Here is an 18,596-nt window from a genome sequence, read left to right on the forward strand (position 1 = left end):
GGCCGGGCAGGACGCCAAGGACCCTCCGGTTACAACGGCCGTGGTGCAGGGTATTGCCGGCTGGAGACAGTGGCGGACGTTACCCGGCGCTGGATGGTGTCGTGGCAGTCGGGCGACGAGTCGAGCATGGCCACCTTACGCGTTGGTGCCAGGTTCCCGCCTTGCCTGTGCCGCCCGGCCGCGCAGACCTTGATCGGCCACGGACAGGCGAGAGGTTGAGCCCGTGTCCTCTTGTCACAGGGCAAGTCGATGAGGCCGGTCATCTTCCGCAAGGTGGACCAGCGTCGTGCCGGCATGCCAAAGCAGTCGGTTCTCAGTGAGTGAGAAGCGGTCTTGTCGGACCAATATTCCTCAGCGAAGGTTCCAATAGTCCCCGCGACGGCTCAAGCGACAGGACACGGGTTGCCGCGCAGGCCGTCGAACGTAACCTCGGCACGGGCGAAGACCTGCAGCGGATTCCGCTGCGCCGGTTCGGCCAGTCGGACGACGTCGCCAAGGCCGTCGAATTCCTTCGGGGACATGTCTTCGTATATCACCGTCCAGTGCCTGTCCGTCGGCGGTGGCAACGTCGTTACCCCCAACTAACCGGAGTCCGCACCCGAGAAAGTCGTGAAATGAGCACCCAGCCCCTGTTGAGTACCGCTGTCCCGATGATGTTCCACCCGACGTTGGTCGTCGACGACCTGCCCCAGGCGACCGAATGGTTCCAGCGGGTCTTTGGCCGGCGCGGGGTCCGATGGGAGGAGAAGTACGACTTCTCCAAGCTCAAAGGGGACTACCCCAAGGAGTATTCAATCTTCATCCACCTTGGCGACGTCGTGGTTGACGTGCTTTCACCAAAGCTGCTTGCGCTGCCGGAAGGCAAGAAGGCTCCATACCCGGAAGGCCAGGGACTAACTGATATTGCCTGGTATACGGAGGATGCGCGCGCCTTGGCCAGCTACTTCACAGCACGGGGAATTCGTGTCCGCGATCAGAATGGATCCCTCGTCGAGAACGGCGACCTGCCCGTGTCCAACTTGGCCGATGACTGCTACATCCTGTGGACCCTACCGGAGGACACCGGCTTGACCTACGAATTCCTTGAGATGGGGGAGCAACACCGCGAGTTTTATTCACTGGTAGGTGACCCGCGGCTCAACCCTTCCTGGACGCTGCCGGTCGCGAGCGCCGACGACCCTCTCGGTGTGGTACGCAGCCTGCACCACACGATCCTCACCCTTGACCTTGACCGGGCTGAGCGGCTTTACACCTGTATCTTGCCCGGGCGGGTCATTCGTCGTGGCACGGATACTCAGTGGGGCGCCGAGAGCGTCTCCATAGAATTTGCCGGATCGGTGCTTAAGTTCGCCCGCCCGCAATCGGACGCACTGACAGATGTTTTTACAGGCGAGCCGACGGAAACGGACAGCTACGTTGGCATGACCTACCAGGTCCTCGACCTCGAGCGGGTGGCACGGCACCTGACACAACAGGGAGTCGGCTTCGAACGGGTGGATGAGGCGATTTGTACCTTCCCTGCGGAGACCATGGGCGTGCGGTGGACTTTTGTCGAAAACGCTCGTCCCTGAATCAACGAAAGGATTTCCGATGGCAGTTTTCGCAGTGACCTACAGTTATGAGCCCGAAGCGGCCGCCACCCGCGCCGACCTGTTCGCCGAGCACCGTACCTGGCTGAGCCATATCGATGCAGAGGACCGGCTGCTGGGTGCGGGGGTGTTCGCCGACAAATCCGGGTCGCTTCTGGTCTTCCGTGCCGATTCATCCGAGGCCCTGGAGCACGACCTGAACGAAGATCCGTTTGCCCAGGCGGGCGCGATAGCCGTTACCGATGTCAGGGAGTGGACCCCGAACTGGGGAGTGCTGGCCCTTGCGGCGGAAAATGACCGATCCTGACATCAGTCTGAAACCAGCACTGTGGTCCTAGCCAGCGACACCCAGTACGGCCTAGGCGGCGCCGTCTTTGGCAGGGACGAAGAGCGGGTCCGCAAGATCACCCAACAGCGGCGGAACCAGAGCCCGGATTGGTCATGACCTGCTTCAAGCTGCCATCGCACACCGCGTTCAAAAGGAGAAAGTAGTTCAAAAGGAGGACGTAATGGTGAAAGGCCACCACGAGGAAAGCCCGTCTGAAACCATCTGGGGCGAACTCCTCGGCCGACAGGTACAGATCCATCGGGACGGAAACTTGGTCCGGACCGGATTCGTGGAGGATGTCACACATGCGGGTGACGGCTTATGGCTGGAAAGCCGAGGAATTGACCACAGAGCGCTCTATGCCAAAGCCGAAGGCTATTCTGCCAACGCCCTGAGAGCCGAAAATAAGGAAAACGCATGACGCCCTCAGAGCGCTCCATCAGCATCAAAGTCGACGACCGAGCATCAATGGATCACCGGCTCAACGAAGCACACGAACGAATGATGGAACACGCGCTAAAACACCGCTTTCGCGGCATCGTCGTGACACGACATACCCATGGACACTTCACCATGAGGCTCAGCGAGAGCGTCCCCTTCGGACAAACGGAAGAGCAAAACTGCCAAAACTGTAGAATTCTGCCGGGATAAGGCGGCGCTAAACACCGCGTGGAGCGCACCTCCACCGGCCCAACCGGCCGCCCGACGTCCCTCCATCAGATCCAGCTGCAGGGGGACTGGCAGCGCCGCGTCCCGCCCAAAGGAAACGCGTATTGTCCCGAGCCCGGTCAACGTGCACCCTCAGCTCCTGCCTCAAGCCGGCGACATTCCGGCCCCCTTGCACGACCAATGAGGAGCAATCCGGCACAGGCTTGGCGGGGAGCACGCCTTCTACCTCGACTACCAGAACGTCAAGGCCGACTACGTCAAGGCGTTCTGGAACATCGTCAACTGGGCCGACGCCTCCGGCCGCTTCCAGGCTGCGAGTCCGGTGGCGCCAACTGGTGGTCACCGGCAAGTAGGCCAACGCGGCCCCAGGGCCTCGGTAGGATGGCCCAGCGACCACCCTCCCGAGCCTCGCGCCAGACTGCACATCCAGCCTGAGCATTCCGGCGCCAGTCCACCACCTGCAGAGAAACGAAAACCGTACAACACTTGGAAAAGCGCGGAATTCGCATCGCCCACACGTGATAACCCGGGAAGCACTGATTTACCAACGATAGGAGCTCTTCATGCAGGCATGGCGTCTTACTGCTGCAAACGAACCACTTGAACTGATGGAAGTACCTGACCCCGTTGCAGGGCCGAACGAGGTCGTGATTGATGTCAAGGCGGCGGGAATCTGCCACACCGACGTGGGATATCTCGACGGCACGCTCACCAGTATTCTCGGGTTCACCCCCATCACCCTCGGGCACGAGATCGCGGGGGTTGTGGCGCAACTAGGAGACGGAGTCACCGGCCTGTCCGTCGGACAACGAGTAGCCGTTCCTGCCACTATTCAGGGCCCGGGCACGGGCACCGACGGCGGCTTCGCAGACAAGGTCAAGGCTCTTGATTACCAGGTCATCCCGGTTCCGGACGGTGTGGAGTGGGAGCAGGCTGCGCCGGCCACCGATGCGGGCATGACGTCGTATCACGCGCTCAAGCTCGGCGGTGTTCAGCCGGGGACCAAACTCGGGATCATCGGTGCTGGAGGGCTGGGCAGCCTGGCGATCCAGTTCGCGAAGGCCCTGGGCGCAAAGATCCATGTAGCCGAGGTCAACCGGGCAGCCTGGGATCGGATCTCCGGCCTCGGGGTCGATGGCCTCGCCGAGAACATCCGTGACTTCGCCGATGAGAACCTCGACGTCATCGTGGATTATGCGGGGTTCGACACTACCACCGACGATGCCATCGAGACTGTCGCCTTCCGGGGCACTGTCGTTCAGGTCGGCATGGGAACGGAGCGGACGAATATCTCGACTACGACGATGATCCTCAAGCAGTTGCGCTATCTCGGCTCGAATGGGGGCACCAACGAAGATTGCGCAGAGGTCCTCGACCTGATCGCCCGGGGCACGGTGTCCTCTCGCGTCGAGACCATCGGCTTCGATGAGATCTATGAATCCATTCAGCGTTTCGAGCGGGGCGACACCAAGGGACGCCTGGTCGCGCTGCGCTCATAGCCAGGCAGAGCACGGTCGAGGCCTCCTGGATCGTCGCTAAGGTCAGCCATGGCACCGACCATCCGGTCGGTGCCATGGCTGATCCGTGAAATACGCATTCAGCGTTCTTCGACGCACTGCCCGACTTCCATCCCTGTTTAGAGGCTGATGCAGTTCCTCTCACGCCGAATGAACTCCTCCAGGCTGCCATCAATCATCTGAGCCAGCCCAGGTCGCCTTCGGCAGCCGCGGTGTCGTGTCAGGCACTGTCCCAGGTCGTTATAGTCCGCTCCGCGGACTAGCCGGTCCTTATTCATCTCCTCAATCTGCCGTGCCCTTTGGCGACTGAGAAGGTCCGGTCATCAGTACCGTCGACCTTGCCAGCCAACGCTGGCAAGGGCGCAACAACCAACTCGGTTGCCGCCAGGAGTCGTACCGAACATCGAGGCCGCTATCTCCTTTCGTGTCGAAGGCCGCGTCAGCTAAAGGGGCATCATGTGCTCCGGCGTAGTTCTGGCCGATTTCCCCGCGAAGCTGCTCGCGGCCCGGACCAGCAACTGTTTGCCTCTGGAACATCCGTCGTCCACGCCGAAGCTGGCAACGGCGCAGCGCGTTTACCATCGACAGGTATTTAGAAAACTGCCGATAACCGGACGCTATGTCATCCCGCGGCCTTCCGGTGGTCGGGGGACCGGAGCTTTTGTACGGGATTGCCGCCGTCGGGGGAGCGGCCCGGATGCGTCGCGGTGGAACCGGGTAACGGGGGTGTGCACAATGTGCACACTTTCGCCGCCGTACCGGGCCGTACATCGGCCGGACCGGGCCGTACTCGGCAGGTTTCCGCGGGAGGCCTGTGTTTGCGGGGGCTGGAAGCCGGTTCGAGTCCCACCTCGGGCACAGAGTTTCCCCAAGTCAGGGGGTTTTCCTCTTTGAATCCGTGCACTTTGTGCACGGTTCCCTCTGGCTTTCGGTTCCGGGAGGTGTGTGGGGTCCCGGAAGGCTATGGAGTTGTCCGGGGAGGGGAGTCTGTGGCCTGCCCCGTGGCGGCCCCGGATGCGGCGGGGCCGTTGCTGGTGGGTCCCTTTCTGTTCTGCCGGCGCCGGCGGTTTTCCTGCCGACACCTCTCCCATGCGCCCGGACCGCTTCGGTGACATGACCGGGGCATGAACAGGTGTTGGCTGCTTCGTGAGCCCTCCCGGGGCATGGCCGCTGCCGGGTTTCATCGCGCCGGTCCGCAGTCCCGCTGCTCGCCGCTTCCTGATCCCGGCAGCATGTGTGGCGGTGCCATCACAGGGCTTTTTGCTGACGGGGCATATGCGAATCAGCGTGACCAACATCTGTAAGCGTTTTGCAGTGGCAGGGGGTGGTCGCGAGGCGTCGCGGTCAGGCCACCATCTCCCAGATGTGGAGGACTGGCCGTGAATCCCCACTGTTTGGAGAAGGCCCGGCTCCCGAGCGCCCTGCGACGTAAGGGCCATCGCGCCGCCAGCGTCGGATATTCCACTAATCACAAACCGCCCCTTGAACTTCTCGGCGGGACGGGTCCGTGCTCCGTATTGTCGGCGGGTTGTTGGCGGCCATGGAAGACTGCCCATAGGCAGCAAGATTATTTCCCGCCTCAGCGGGAAATAATCTTGCCGTACGTGGGCACCTTTTCATGGCCCTTGACAGCTGGTGAAGATAGTCACCGGACTTCTCCAGGGGATTAGGACTATAATTAGATAACGGTGATGGATCCCGCCGGAGCTTGCAGCTCGAACCGCCGTGTAGCTGATGGTTCCTACCTTTCGACGAAGGTAGGTGAACCATGTCAGACATTCCAAGATCCCCGATCATCATCCCGCCTTCTGCGTACCGCTTACTGCCTGCGTACCGCAGGATGGCTTTGGCGTGTCTCCGCTTCCTGTTCTCGCGGCAACTGATCTCTTCGGATCAACACGTCAATTTCCGGCAATCCAACGAGATGCCCCCGGGGGTACAGTCAGGCGGCGGGACGGATCCCACCGTGCGAGGTCCGGAGGCAGAAAGGACCCTCGTGGACAAGCCGGATGCGCCGCGGCCTTCCATGGGCCCCGTTCTGGTTGGCGTGATACCGGGGCAGCGGGCGGCCGTGGTGCGGCGGGCAGCTGAGCTGGCCGCCGGCCTTGGAACGGACCTGGCATGCGTGCACGTGGATCCCTCTATCTATGAGCAGGTTCTGCCGGATGGGTCCATGGTTCTGCTGCCTATCGATCCCGACGGTGACTACAGCTACGTGGAACGGACCGCCCAACAAATCCGGGCCAATCTGTCCGAGGCTCTGTCCGGACGCGGGGTAGTTTGGTCGTTCCGGACCCTGACCGGCGAACCGGCGCGCGCCTTGTCTGAGGCTGCAGATTCGATCAGTGCATCAATGATCGTGGTCGGAACACGCGAACCGGGAATTGCCCATGCTCTTGAAGAGATCATCGTCGGGTCAGTGGCCGTTCATCTGGCCCACCATCAGCACCGGCCGGTGGTAGTCGTCCCGATCGATCCCCGTCCCTTTAATGAACACCGTTAACGGTGTGTGCCCGCACCGGAGCATGACGACATCATCGACCCGGACATCTTCAGGGAAAAGGGTTGGGCAGTGCTCAAGCAATCCCCTCCTATCGCCTACAACGCGCATGGGGCCGCTGTAGGCGTTTTTTGCCGACCTCTCATAACGCCGATAACCGGACGATATGTCATCCGGCAGCCATGCGGCGATCACGGGGGACTGGACCATTTGTAGGTGATTGCCGGCGGGATAGCGGCCAGGAGGTGCCGCGGCGGGGGACCGGGTAACGGGGTGTGCACAACGTGCACACTTTTGCCGTCGCACCGGGCCGTACATCGGCCGGACCGGGCCGGATCCGCCAGGTTTCCGGGGGAGCCCTGTGTTTGCGGGGGCGGGAAGCCGGTTCGAGTCCCACCTCGGGCACAGAGTTTCCCCAAGTCGGGGGGTTTTTCCTCGTTGAGTATGTGCACTTGTGCACGGGTCCCTCTGACTTCGGTTCCGGGAGGTGTGCGGGGTCCCGGCGGGCTATGGAATTGTTGGGCCGCAGGAGTCTGTGACCTGCCCGGTGGCGGCCCGGTTGCGGCGGGGCCGTCGGTGGTGGTTCCCTTTCTGTGCTGCCGACGCCGGCGGTTTTCCTGCCGACGCCTCTCCATGGACCCGGACCGTTCGGGTGACATGACCGTGGGATCGTTCACCAAAACATGCCGTCCTTCCGCACGTGACATTTCTTCAGACACTGCTGGTGGCCTGAGACGTCCTTGGTGCTGCTGTCAACCGGGCCGACAAAAGTGGTCCCAGACACGACCCGCTCATCGCGTGGATGAAGGTACAGGAACGGCAGGCGTAGCCGTGAGTTTCTCTGCGGCGATGATCGGGATCCTCATCTAGGCCCCTGTGACCCGGGAAAGGTCAGGCCCTGACCGAATGAGGCAGCGGTGCCCTTCCGTTTACACAGCCTGCCGGGCCATATTGGGAACACCTGGCAGGCCGTGCCCAGTCTGGCACAACGGACAAGGAGTCGAATTGTGGAGAGTTCACCGGTTCTGGTTGTCGGCGGCACCGGGTATCTCGGAAGCCAAGTCGTAACAGCGCTGCTGGACCGCGGCAGGCAGGTGCGGGCCCTGGTGCGGCCCGGTTCCGACGCCGCCCGGCTCGAGGCCGCCGGGGTCGAGATCGCGCGGGGAGACATGATGGATTCTGCCTCGCTGGCGCGCGCCATGGGCGGCGTCGACGCCGTGGTAACAACCGCCGCCGGCTACACCGGCCACAGCCAGGGCGACACGTCCGAGATCGACGTAGTCGGAAACCGCAATCTCGCCGACTCGGCGGCACAGGTCGGTGTTCGCAGGTTTGTTTTCACGAGCATCCTCACCTGCGACCAGACGCCGCAGGTTCCCCACTTCTGGCATAAGAAACTCGCCGAAGACCGGCTGGAGGACAAGCACGTCGCCTTCGTGGCTCTCCGCCCTGGAGCCCTGCTGGACCAGGTCGCCAGATTCGGTGGAGACCCCTTCGCCCAGGGCAGCCTCTCCTGGCCGGGCGCTGCCCGTGTCCCGCTGACGTTCGTCCTGAGCACCGACCTCGCCACGTACCTCGCCGCGGCTGTCGACGCCGACATCGCCGCAGGGGAGCGGATCGACATTGGGTGGGAGTGTCCCGTGAGCATCCAGGACGTCGCCGACATCTCCAGCCGTCTCCTCGGCCGGCAGATCAAGGTAGGGCCGAGGCCAATCGGTATGTCCGGCACGGCAGAGGCCCCTGGCGGCGTCGCCCCCGCTCCCAAGGACATGGCCGCCATGCTTGAGTGGTTCGAGACGGGCCGCTACGTGGCAGACACGACCCGCCAGGGTGAAGTCTTCGGGACGCCCACGGCTGAAGACGCCATCGGACGGTTCATCACAAGCCTCGGTCACCCTATCGCCAGTGCCGATCAGCCGGATTGACAGGTGGTACGCAGGTCCCGGGCGCCGCTGACGCACAGGCTGTGGCGGGGGGAAGGGCCCCGGCCGTCATGGGGGGCCCACTATTGCCCACACCACTGCCGGCCTGGCGCTGGGGGATGAAAGGCCGGCGGCAGGGGGCGGTCTGCCATTGATGAAACGATAATCATTGCAATTCGGGGTGTGTTGGGCAGGTATGCATGAAGGCGCCCCGCCCCCGGTGACGGGGCGCTATTGCGTGGTGGCGCTAGGCACGCCGCCTGCGGCTTCCTTGATCAGTGACGCCACGGCCTGCGGCTGTGAGACGTACACGGAGTGGCTGGCGCCAACCTCGGTGACCGGTGAACCGGCCCGTTCCGACATTGCGCGCTGCGCGGCCGGCGGGATCATCCGGTCTTCCGTGGTGAGCAGGTACCAGCTGGGCAGGACGCGCCAGGCCGGTTTCGTGATGACTGAGCTCCCGCGGCCCACCTGGCCTCCCCGGTCGTGTTCTACTCCAGTAGCGTCAAGGCTGCACGCTGACTCATGGGAAAGGTCCGGGAAGGGGGCCGCAGACATCCTTCACGGATGGGATTGACGATGAGTCAGCGCAGGGCGGGTTCGTCGCAGCTCTGGGCGCGGGAGCCCGGATTCCCGCTTCCAGTCTGGGGGAGCATACTGGGGTAGTGAGGATCGACGCCGGATCAGGGGCCGCGGGGAGGCGGCGGCCCGAGGCAGGCGCGAGCCCGTTCCCGCCGATCGCCGACTATGGGTTCTTGTCCGACTGCGAGGCCAATTGCCTGATCGCACCGAGCGGGCAGGTGGAGTGGATGTGCCTGCCGCGTCACGACTCCCCGAGCGTGTTCTCCACCATGCTCGACCGGGCCGCGGGGGTCTTCAAGGTGGCGCCCTACGGCGTCCGGGTGCCCACTGCGCGCCGCTATCTCCCCGGCAGCCTGATCCTGGAGACCACCTGGCAGGCCAGGACGGGCTGGATGATCGTGAGGGATGCCCTGGTGATGGGTCCGTGGCACCACACCGAGAACAGGGCGCACAGATACCGCCGCCCGCCGACGAACTACGAGGCTGAGCATTGCCTGCTGCGCACCGTCCGGTGCGTCAGTGGAACCGTGGAGCTGTCCGTGCTGTGCGAGCCGGTCTTCGGCTACGGCCGACGGCGGGCACGGTGGGAGTTCTCCAGCCCCGGATACGGGGAGGCCAGGACCGTCAGCGGCGACGAGGGGGATCCGGTGCTGCGTCTGACCACCGACCACCGGCTGGGCATCGAGGACTCCGCCGTGGTCATCCGCAGCCGGATGACCGAGGGCGAGCAGGCGTTCATCGCGCTCTCCTGGGGGTCGCTGCCCCCGCCGCGGACGTGGGAGGAAGCCACTCAGAGGCAGTGGCAGACCACTGAGTTCTGGCGGCAGTGGATCACGGTGGGCGAGTTCCCGGACCACCCGTGGCGGGAGGAACTGCAGCGCAGCGCGCTGACGCTGAAGGGCCTCACCTATGCGCCGACCGGAGCGCTGATCGCCGCGGCCACCACGTCGCTGCCCGAGACGCCCGGCGGAGAGCGGAACTGGGACTACCGGTACACCTGGGTGCGCGACTCCACCTTCGCGCTGTGGGCGCTCTACACCCTCGGCCTGGACCGGGAGGCCGACGACTTCTTCGCCTTCATCCGCGAGGTCGCCGCCGAGGACGACCTGCAGATCATGTACGGCATCGACGGCGAAAGGGACCTTCCCGAGTCCATTATCGAGGGGCTCCACGGCTATGACGGGGCCCGCCCCGTCCGTGTGGGCAACGCCGCGGTCCACCAGCGGCAGCACGATGTCTGGGGCACGATGCTGGACTCCGTCTATCTCCATACCAAGTACCGCGACCAGCTCTCCGAGCCGATGGGGCCCCTCCTCCTCCGCCAGGTCGAGCAAGCCGCCGCCCACTGGCGTGACCCCGACCACGGCATCTGGGAGGTCCGTGGCGAACCGAAGCACTTCACCTCCTCCAAACTCATGTGCTGGGTCGCTCTGGACCGTGGTGCCCGGCTGGCGCGGCTGCATGGTGAGGCCGATGACGCCCGGAAGTGGGACGCCATCGCCGAGGAGATCCATGAGGACATCTGCCGCAACGGTGTCGACGACCGCGGTGTGTTCGTTCAGTCCTATGGCACAACGAACCTCGACGCCTCGCTGCTCCTCATCCCGCTCCTCCGGTTCCTGCCCGCCAACGATCCACGCGTGCGTGCCACAGTCCTAGCCATCGCCGATGAACTCACCCGGGACGGGCTCGTCCTGCGCTACCGCCCCGAGCAGACCGACGACGGGCTCACCGGCGATGAGGGGACCTTCACGATCTGCTCGTTCTGGCTTGTCTCAGCCCTCGTCGAGATCGGAGAGGTGGCCCGCGCCAAGGCACTGTGCGAACGTCTGCTGTCCCTCGCCAGTCCCCTCGGGCTGTACGCGGAGGAGCTGGACCCGGTGAGCGGCCGTCACCTGGGCAACTTCCCACAGGCATTCACCCACCTGGCCCTCATCAACGCGCTCGTGCACCTGATCCGCGCCGAAGAGACCGACCGCGCGGCGCAGTTCGCCCCGGCACACCGCAACACGTGACAGCAGAGCCTGTACCAGCGCGTTCTGGAGGTTTCCCCGCGGACGGACCGAATCCATTCGGGACGGAAGAAAGCGGCCAGATTGACAGGCTGCTGATCCCCGGGGTCTCACTTCGGCCAAGTCGTATCGCCGCCGGTGTGAGACGCGTTCAGACGCCCTTTACTGCCATCATGTTCGCGGCATAACCTATGCCGTGTCCGGCGGGTAGCGGCCGGTGCGGTAGCGGTAAGGAGGCAATCGTGGTTGACATTGCAGGCATGATCAAAGCACTGGCCCCGGATGAGCTCGAGGAGATCCGCAGCGCCGGGCCGCTGGGGCCGCTGAGTGCGTCCTCGGTCGCCGCCATCGACCGGGCGGCTGGTGGGCCCGGGGAAGGACGGGGCTACTACGTCTATCCGGAATCGGACCGGGCGGGGTGGACACACACAGTCGTCCTCCGCCGTGACGTCGTAGCTGAGATTTTCGGACCGACACTTTAGGGCTGGCCGGCAGCGCTTTGGCATGGCACTTGGCCGCATCGGACGGCACCCGGCTTATTGACAGATGATTTCCGCGCTAAACCCGTGCCCTGAATCCTTACCGCGTCTGCAGACGGGGGATAGCCTCAGAGCAGGCGGCCAGCCGATGATGCCGGATTATCCTGCGGCGGGGGGCCACCGCGGGCAGGACCGGAAGCGAGGCCGTGAAATGGGAGTCCCAGCGGGGAACGGTGCCGGCAGCAGGTGGCCGGAACTCCGGGTCCAGGACTGGGCCGGGACCAGGGATACCCTCCACCTGTGGATCCAGATCGTCGGCAAGATCCGTATGGCCCATGCGCCGATGCTGAACCACTGGTGGCAGGTGACGCTGTACGTCACCCCGCGCGGGCTGACGACGTCGTCGATCCCCTACGGCCGCGACGCTTTCGACATGGAATTCGATTTCTTCGAGCACGTCCTGCGGTTGCGCACCAGCAACGGTACGAGCGCCATCGTGCAACTCAGCCCGAAGCCGGTGGCCGAATTCTATGCCGAGACCTTCGATGCCCTAGGCCGGCTAGGCATCAAGACGGCTATCCGGGCGGTGCCGAACGAGGTCGAACCGGCCATACCGTTCACCGAGGACTACCGGCATGCCTCCTATGACAGCGAAGCCGCCCGGCTGTTAGGGCACCAACTGATTCAAGCGGACCGCGTGCTTAACGTGTTCAGATCCTATTTTCGAGGCAAGGTGAGCCCCGTGCACTTCTTCTGGGGAGGAATGGATCTGGCCTGCACACGGTTCTCCGGCCGGCCGGCGCCCACCCACCCGGGAGGGGCCCCGAACTGCGCCGACTGGGTCATGGTGGAGGGCTACTCCCACGAACTCAGCAGTTGCGGTTTCTGGCCCGGCGGCGGGGACAAGGGTGCGTTCTATGCCTACGCCTACCCTGAACCCGCTGGCTTGTCCGGGCACCCGGTGGAACCGGCCGGGGCAGCCTACGACCAAGCGCTGGGGCTCTATCTGCTGCCCTATGAGGCAGTCCGCCGCGCGGCCGACCCGGACCGGCATCTGCTGCAGTTCCTGCACTCCACGTACATTGCCGCAGCGGAGGCCGGGCATTGGGACCGCGCCGCGCTTGAGACGGATCCCGAGAGGTGGCGGCATCGGCCGGCCCGTGACCAGTAGGACCGCAGCCCTCCCCGGGGAGGTCCAGCCGGCGTAAAGTTGGCCGCGTTCCACACATATTCGTGCGAGGAGGCAACCATGGGCGAAACCACCGGCATCGATGTTACGGTGCCGCCCAGCGGAACCGGCTGCGTCGAATGCGAAGCCGGCGGCGGCTGGTGGCTGCACCTGCGGCGGTGTGCCCAGTGCGGCCACATCGGCTGCTGCGACAATTCGCCCTCCCAGCACGCCACCGCCCATGCCCGCTCAACGGGGCACCCGGTTATCCGCAGCTTCGAACCGGGCGAAAACTGGTTCTGGGACTACCGCAGCTCCACCTATTTTGACGGCCCGGACCTGGCGCCCCCGGCATATCACCCGGCGGACCAGCCGATCCCGGGCCCTGCCTCACGGGTGCCCGCCGACTGGGAGGAACAGCTCCACTGACACGGACCGCCGCCCGGCGTCAAGCTCTGGGTGGCTGACGGGCCGCGGCCCACCATCAATATCGAGCCGCTCCTGCTGGCCTGAGAGGTATTCCCAACTGACCGCCCCGAAGGTCGCCGCAGAGGTCGGCCTCGGTGAACGCCCTGGAACACCGACTACGGAGCAAGCACGACTGTGGTTCTAGCGAAGATGGCAGGCAGGTCCATGCTCACGGCTTTGACTTCGTCGTGACTACCGGATGTTGCCGGCTTCTTTGATGGCCTCGATGAAGGACTCGGGCGCCTCCTGCGGCAGGTTGTGCCCGACCCCTCCTGAGAGGGATCGGTGCTTGTACTGCCCGGTGAACTTCTTCGCGTAGGCGCCCGGATCCGGGTGGGGTGCGCCATTGGCATCACCTTCGAGGGTTATCGTCGGCACAGTGATGGGCGGACTCGTCGCGAGTTGTTGTTCCAAGCCGTCGTAACGGGGTTCGCCTGGCGCCAGGCCGAGTCGCCACCGGTAGTTGTGGATCACGATGTCGACGTGGTCGGGGTTGTCCAAGGACGCAGCGCTGCGCTCGAACGTGGCATCGTCGAAGCTCCAGCTAGGTGAGGCGGTGCGCCAGATCAGCTTCGCGAAGTCGTCGCGGTACTTGGCGTAGCCGGCCTTGCCCCGTTCGGTCGCGAAGTAGAACTGGTACCACCACGAAAGCTCTGCCGATGGCGGCAACGGTTCGGCGTTCGCCGCCTGGTTGCCGATCAGGTAGCCGCTGACGGACACCAGGGCCGTGCAGCGGCGGGGCCAGAGCGCTGCGACGACGTTCGCGGACCGTGCACCCCAGTCGAATCCTGCGATGATCGCCGACTCGATGCCGAGTGCGTCCATGAGTTCGATCGTGTCGACGGCCAGGGCGGACTGCTGGCCGTTGCGCGTCGCGGTGTCGGAGAGGAAGCGGGTTGTGCCGAAGCCGCGGAGGTGCGGCACGATCACGCGATAGCCGGAGGCACCGAGCGCTGGCGCGACGTCGGCGTAGCTATGGATGTCGTAGGGCCATCCGTGCAGCAGAACGACGGGTTGACCGTTGGCCGGTCCGATGTCCACGTAACCGACGTTCAACACGCCGGCGTCGATCTGGTGGACTGGCCCGAATGCGGGCGCGTCCATTCAGCTGACCTCGGCGATTGCGGATTTGATCACGTCGGCCACGGCTTGGGGCTGGGACATCATGATGACGTGTGAGCCGTCCAGTTCGGTGATGGCGGCGCCGGCCCGCTGAGCGTGGGCTCTGGTGACGTCTGTCCCGGCGGCACGATCGGCGGTGGCTACTACCGCCCAGGAGGGCAGGGTCTTCCACGCCGGTACACCGGACGGTTCCCCGAACGCGATGTCGGTGACCGGTCGTTGGACGGTGCCGATCAACGCTGCCTGCACATCGGTCAGGTCTCCTGCGAATGCGTCACGGGCCTTCGCCGGGTCGATGAAGAACTCGGTTCCGGTTCCGCTGCCAGTCGGGTATTGGCGGGGCACTAACGCCGAGCCGAGGACGCTGTCCTTGGAGGCGGCGGTGATGTCGCTCAGCTTCTCGCCTTCGTCGGGGGCGAAAGCGGCCACGAAGACGAGGCCGACGACGTTCGGGCTCTGGGTCGCGGCGTTGCTGATGACTGCGCCGCCGTACGAGTGGGCGACTGCGAGGACAGGCCCGGGGATCTGGGCGAACACGCTTGCGACGTAGGCGCTGTCGAAAGAGATGCCGCGAAGTGGGACTGCGACGGCGAACACTTGGACTCCGTCGGCTTGAAGAAGCTCGATCACCCCGTTCCAGCTGGAACTTTCGGCAAAGGCGCCGTGGACGAGTACGACTGTGGGCGATGGAGTGGGTGCTGGTTCGGACATCATTTCCTCCTGGGTTATCCGAAGGTGAATACGAAGGCTTCGACACCGGGGTCGGGGAAGGTGATCTCGAATTTCCGGTCGCGGATCGGTTCGGGCTGACGGATCAGTTGGTACATCCGCTGATACTCGGCGGTACCGTTGCCGTGACTGTCGACGTCGATCCCGTGGGCGGGCCCCGGCGGTTCGCCGTCGAGGAGGACGGTGAAGCGCACCGGTTCGTCCGTCGCCGGCGGGCCCATCACGAGGTTGAGGTCGCGGGCCAGGAACCGGTACGAGATCGAACCATTGGGCTGGTTGAGCCGGACAGCTGTGGGGCCGGTCCGCCAGTCGCCTGACAGGGACCAGTGATTGCGCCGCAGGACGGCCGGCGCGGAGTAGAGCCGGCGGTCGTCGGGGATGACCGGTTCCGGCGAAGCGAATCCGACTGCACGTCCGTAGCCGAGATATGTTTCCGGCGACCCCAGGCTGGACCAGTCGGCCGGGGCCTCGACGCCCTGGGGCTCGATGGTCGTCAGGCCCTGTTCGATTTCGGTGCCGGCCTCGCGCAGGAGCATCTGGAGGACCATCTCGGATTGCTCGTATTCTCCTTCTCCAAAGCGGTGGTGCCGGATCTGGCCCTTGGCGTCAGCGAAGTACAGCGCCGGCCAGTAGTGGTTGTCGAACGACTGCCAGACGGCGTAGTCGTTGTCGACCACGACCGGGTAGCGGACGTCCATCTCCTTGATGGCGCGGGCCACGTTGTGAAGGTCGCCCTCGAAGTCGAACTCGGGCGTCTGCACGCCGACGACCGTCAGCCCGTGGCCGGTGTAGGCGTCGGCCCATGCGCGTACCCAGGGCAGCGAGCGGATCCAGTTGATGCAGGTGTAGGTGCCGAAGCTAACGAGCACGACCCGGCCGCCGAGATCCGCCGGTCCCAGGGGCTGTGAGTTGAGCCACGCGGTGGCGCCGTCGAACGGAGGCAGTACCCCTTCGGCTGGCAGGTCGTTGCGGTGCCGAAACACTCCGGGCCCTCACCGCAGGGATCTGAATGCTGCGCGGAGCTCGGAGGAGAACAACTGCGGTTGTTCCCATGCGGCGAAGTGGCCGCCCCGGTCGACCCGGTTGTAGTAGATGAGGTTGTCCGGGTAGGCACGCTCGGCCCAGCTCCTCGGGGCCTGGTAGAGCTCGTCGGGAAAGACGCTGATGGCGAAGGGTATCGTGATGGGCTTCGCGTCGAAGAACGCCGCCGTGTTCTCCCAGTACAGCCGGGCGGCCGAGACGCCGGTGTTCGTCAGCCAATAGAGTGTGAGGTTGTCGAGAATGTCGTCCCGCGTCAGGTCGCCGGTCAAGCGCCCGTCCAGGATTTCCGCAACCAGTCCAGGCTGGCCGGTGCCGTCCCCGTGGTCGATTGCGAACGCCGCCAGGTCGATCGGGGAGTCCGCCAAGCCGTACATCGTCTGCGGGCGTGTGCTCATGATGAGGGCGTATGCGACGTGCTTGGCGTAGAACGCGCTCAACTGATCGTAGGCACGTTGCTCCTCGTCCGAGAGGCCGGGGGGCGCCGGCTCGCCGCGCAGGTAGCCGTCGAGGTCTGCTGGCGCGGTGCCAGGCATGTTCGAGTGGATTCCGAGCAGTTCCGGGGCGGCCTGCTGGCCCATCTGCTGCGTGACCGCGGCCCCCCAGTCGCCGCCCTGCGCCACGAACCGGTCGTAGCCGAGCCGTTTCATCAGCACGACCCAGGCGCGGGCGATGCGGGACGGATCCCACCCGGTGTCGGTCGGTTTGGCGGAGAACCCGTGGCCGGGCAACGAAGGGATCACTACATCGAACGCGTCGTCCGCACCCGCACCATATGCTGTTGGGTTCGTGAGGGGCTCGATGATCTTCAGCTGTTCGATGATCGAGCCCGGCCACCCATGCGTGATGATGAGCGGCAGCGCACCAGCATGCTGGGAGCGGGCGTGGATGAAGTGAATGTCCAGCCCGTCGATCTCGGTGATGAAGTTCGGGAGCGCGTTGAGGGTCTCCTCACATGCCCGCCAGTCGTAATCGGTGGACCAGTGGCGGGCGAGGGCCTGCATGGTCGCGAGCGGCACGCCCTGCGAGTCATCCGTTACCGTCTCACGCTCCGGCCAGCGCGTCGCGGCAATGCGGCGACGCATGTCCTCCAATGCGTCCTGGGGGAAGCCGATGCGGAAGGGTCGGATCGAGCTCTCGTCGGTCGGACGACCTGTCGTGGCGGTCATGGTCTCCTCGTTTCTCCGCTCTTCGTCCCTCGAGCGGCTGCATTCAGACGCGCCGAACCTACTCCGCCGTCTCGCAGCATGGCGCTGTTCACGGGCGCGACGGCGTGTATTCGACGGGTTGTTGCCGCCACAGGTCCCGAACAGCCCGGCACTTGCCGTGCCGGTCATGAAATTGATCGCCACCAGCTGCTATGTCGGCATGGTCGACGGCTCGTTTGACCATCGGATGCTTCCCCTGGCATAGCAGACCATGTGAGGCGGGAGGTCGAGGCGTTAACCAACTCTCATCTGCCGTCGACCACAGCAATCCCAGACCGCCGTGAACCAGCCGGGATGCTGATGCACGTCATCGGATGACGAGACAAGCCTCGTGGCGGCATCAGCGCATACGAGGATGACTGAATCCTACTCGCGGAGGGTCGCATGGGGAAGGCCGCACCGACCGCCCTGTCATGTTCGGAAGTGACCATGACCCACCGTACAGGCGCTGATGGAGAGTTCAGCGCCGATCTCAGGATTTGTGCGACCCTCCCGGGCTATGTGAGCAATCTGGGCTTCTTGAGGAGTCAGCTGGTTGTTTCCGGACATGCCGAGCATGTCCACCACAGGCATCGGTTTACACAGGCCGACCGTCGAAGTAGGCGGTGCGCCTGGCAGTGCGCCGACCCCGTCTTCTTCAGCGCCCCGGCAGCTCCCGGACCGGCGTCCGTCCGCTGGGCCAAGGGCCGTCCTGGAGTTTTAGCTATGCTGGATACCGTTGATCTGTTCTTGGCGCAGCGGCCACCGGGGTGAAAGGCAGTCCGCGCAGACTGGAGTCATGAAACGGCGTGACAGTGAAACCGCCGGCGCCGCGCTGGCTTGTGATTCCTGCGGGCAGTTGCCACATCCGGAGAAGGTACGTCTCACCTTGGCCAATGTGGCGGCCATGCTGCCCATCGAACTGCTGGTGCATGCTGCCGTGGTCCACGCGGCCCTGCCCTACGTGCTGAAGGTGCTGGTCCTGACCGTGACGGCCACCGTGCTGGTGATCTGGGTGGCCGAACCTTCGGCGCGGCATGCGCTGCGTGGCTGGCTGCATGCCCCGGCACTGCGCCATCGGTGCAGGCTGCGTTCCTCGCCGTCGCTGTGGCATATCCACGCCCTGGCCGACAACCCCGATGGGCAGCAAAAACTGGCCGAGACCATATCCAAAGCAGGTGCGGACATTCTCATTCAACAGAGCCGCGGTGTCGCAGGAGCGGTGCTGGGCGAGTTGGTCGTCGGGGCGCCGGACCATGTTACCCACGCGGACCTGTCTATCCACG

19 protein-coding genes, 1 pseudogene and 1 riboswitch are annotated in these 18,596 nt (G+C 64.7%); of the genes and pseudogenes, 13 read left to right on the forward strand and 7 right to left on the reverse strand.

The window, feature by feature from the left end; genetic code table 11:
- Positions 1-383: 383 nt before the first annotated feature.
- Entirely contained in the window at positions 384-521 is a 138-nt protein-coding gene (locus LVY72_RS19695) for a hypothetical protein (protein ID WP_237825599.1), read from the reverse strand.
- A gap of 93 nt (positions 522-614) precedes the next feature.
- Here LVY72_RS19695 and LVY72_RS19700 point away from each other — a divergent pair, with 93 nt between their 5' ends.
- From LVY72_RS19700 to LVY72_RS19735, 8 genes and pseudogenes are all read left to right on the forward strand, one after another.
- Complete coding sequence (locus LVY72_RS19700) at positions 615-1,571, forward strand: VOC family protein (RefSeq protein WP_237825601.1); 957 nt, start codon at positions 615-617, stop codon at positions 1,569-1,571.
- A gap of 19 nt (positions 1,572-1,590) precedes the next feature.
- Positions 1,591-1,896 (forward strand): YciI family protein, encoded by a 306-nt coding sequence (locus LVY72_RS19705; RefSeq protein ID WP_237825610.1) that lies wholly within the window; start codon positions 1,591-1,593, stop codon positions 1,894-1,896.
- Between the two features lie 202 nt (positions 1,897-2,098).
- Positions 2,099-2,338 (forward strand): hypothetical protein, encoded by a 240-nt coding sequence (locus LVY72_RS19710; RefSeq protein ID WP_237825612.1) that lies wholly within the window; start codon positions 2,099-2,101, stop codon positions 2,336-2,338.
- On the forward strand, positions 2,335-2,568 hold the full coding sequence (locus tag LVY72_RS19715; protein ID WP_237825614.1) for a hypothetical protein: 234 nt from the start codon (positions 2,335-2,337) through the stop codon (positions 2,566-2,568). The genes LVY72_RS19710 and LVY72_RS19715 overlap by 4 nt, the downstream gene beginning before the upstream one ends.
- A 229-nt stretch (positions 2,569-2,797) precedes the next feature.
- Positions 2,798-2,939, forward strand: a pseudogene (locus LVY72_RS19720) (Fe-Mn family superoxide dismutase); the annotation flags it as partial.
- 210 nt (positions 2,940-3,149) lie between these two features.
- Entirely contained in the window at positions 3,150-4,085 is a 936-nt protein-coding gene (locus LVY72_RS19725) for a zinc-binding dehydrogenase (protein ID WP_237825616.1), read from the forward strand.
- 1,696 nt (positions 4,086-5,781) lie between these two features.
- Positions 5,782-5,854: riboswitch (Fluoride riboswitch) on the forward strand.
- Positions 5,855-6,099: 245 nt separating this feature from the next.
- Entirely contained in the window at positions 6,100-6,606 is a 507-nt protein-coding gene (locus LVY72_RS19730) for a universal stress protein (RefSeq protein WP_237825618.1), read from the forward strand.
- Positions 6,607-7,610: 1,004 nt separating this feature from the next.
- A complete protein-coding gene (locus LVY72_RS19735; RefSeq protein ID WP_237825620.1) occupies positions 7,611-8,528 on the forward strand; it encodes an SDR family oxidoreductase in 918 nt (305 codons plus the stop codon).
- Between the two features lie 228 nt (positions 8,529-8,756).
- Here the strand turns inward: LVY72_RS19735 and LVY72_RS19740 are convergent, their stop codons facing one another.
- Entirely contained in the window at positions 8,757-9,083 is a 327-nt protein-coding gene (locus LVY72_RS19740; protein ID WP_269092711.1) for an alpha/beta hydrolase, read from the reverse strand.
- A gap of 107 nt (positions 9,084-9,190) precedes the next feature.
- Here LVY72_RS19740 and LVY72_RS19745 point away from each other — a divergent pair, with 107 nt between their 5' ends.
- The 4 genes from LVY72_RS19745 to LVY72_RS19760 all read left to right on the forward strand — a co-directional run bounded on the left by LVY72_RS19745 (position 9,191) and on the right by LVY72_RS19760 (position 13,195).
- On the forward strand, positions 9,191-11,122 hold the full coding sequence (locus tag LVY72_RS19745; RefSeq protein ID WP_237825624.1) for a glycoside hydrolase family 15 protein: 1,932 nt from the start codon (positions 9,191-9,193) through the stop codon (positions 11,120-11,122).
- Between the two features lie 239 nt (positions 11,123-11,361).
- Complete coding sequence (locus LVY72_RS19750; RefSeq protein WP_237825626.1) at positions 11,362-11,601, forward strand: hypothetical protein; 240 nt, start codon at positions 11,362-11,364, stop codon at positions 11,599-11,601.
- 208 nt (positions 11,602-11,809) lie between these two features.
- Entirely contained in the window at positions 11,810-12,769 is a 960-nt protein-coding gene (locus LVY72_RS19755) for a DUF5996 family protein (protein ID WP_237825634.1), read from the forward strand.
- Between the two features lie 78 nt (positions 12,770-12,847).
- Positions 12,848-13,195 (forward strand): UBP-type zinc finger domain-containing protein, encoded by a 348-nt coding sequence (locus LVY72_RS19760; RefSeq protein WP_237825637.1) that lies wholly within the window; start codon positions 12,848-12,850, stop codon positions 13,193-13,195.
- A 231-nt stretch (positions 13,196-13,426) separates the two neighbouring features.
- Here the strand turns inward: LVY72_RS19760 and LVY72_RS19765 are convergent, their stop codons facing one another.
- The 5 genes from LVY72_RS19765 to LVY72_RS24955 all read right to left on the reverse strand — a co-directional run bounded on the left by LVY72_RS19765 (position 13,427) and on the right by LVY72_RS24955 (position 17,904).
- Positions 13,427-14,338: an alpha/beta fold hydrolase gene (locus tag LVY72_RS19765; RefSeq protein WP_237825639.1), complete on the reverse strand. Its 912-nt coding sequence runs from the start codon at positions 14,336-14,338 to the stop codon at positions 13,427-13,429.
- On the reverse strand, positions 14,339-15,070 hold the full coding sequence (locus LVY72_RS19770) for an alpha/beta hydrolase (protein WP_308190850.1): 732 nt from the start codon (positions 15,068-15,070) through the stop codon (positions 14,339-14,341). It abuts the gene before it with no gap.
- An 11-nt stretch (positions 15,071-15,081) separates the two neighbouring features.
- Positions 15,082-16,068, reverse strand: coding sequence for a thioredoxin family protein (locus tag LVY72_RS19775; protein WP_237825649.1), 987 nt, complete (start codon positions 16,066-16,068; stop codon positions 15,082-15,084).
- A 9-nt stretch (positions 16,069-16,077) separates the two neighbouring features.
- Positions 16,078-17,292 carry an epoxide hydrolase family protein gene (locus tag LVY72_RS19780; RefSeq protein ID WP_237825651.1) on the reverse strand — a complete coding sequence of 405 codons (1,215 nt, stop codon included), beginning with the start codon at positions 17,290-17,292 and terminating at the stop codon, positions 16,078-16,080.
- Positions 17,293-17,742: 450 nt separating this feature from the next.
- The gene (locus LVY72_RS24955) at positions 17,743-17,904 is read right to left on the reverse strand and encodes a LuxR C-terminal-related transcriptional regulator (RefSeq protein ID WP_372463738.1); all 162 of its coding nucleotides are present in this window, start codon (positions 17,902-17,904) and stop codon (positions 17,743-17,745) included.
- Between the two features lie 205 nt (positions 17,905-18,109).
- Here LVY72_RS24955 and LVY72_RS19785 point away from each other — a divergent pair.
- On the forward strand, positions 18,110-18,596 hold a 487-nt coding region (locus LVY72_RS19785), incomplete at its 3' end, for a putative antibiotic biosynthesis monooxygenase (RefSeq protein ID WP_504863544.1).

It is taken from the genome of Arthrobacter hankyongi, from assembly GCF_022012395.1.
GTDB lineage: Bacteria > Actinomycetota > Actinomycetes > Actinomycetales > Micrococcaceae > Crystallibacter > Crystallibacter hankyongi.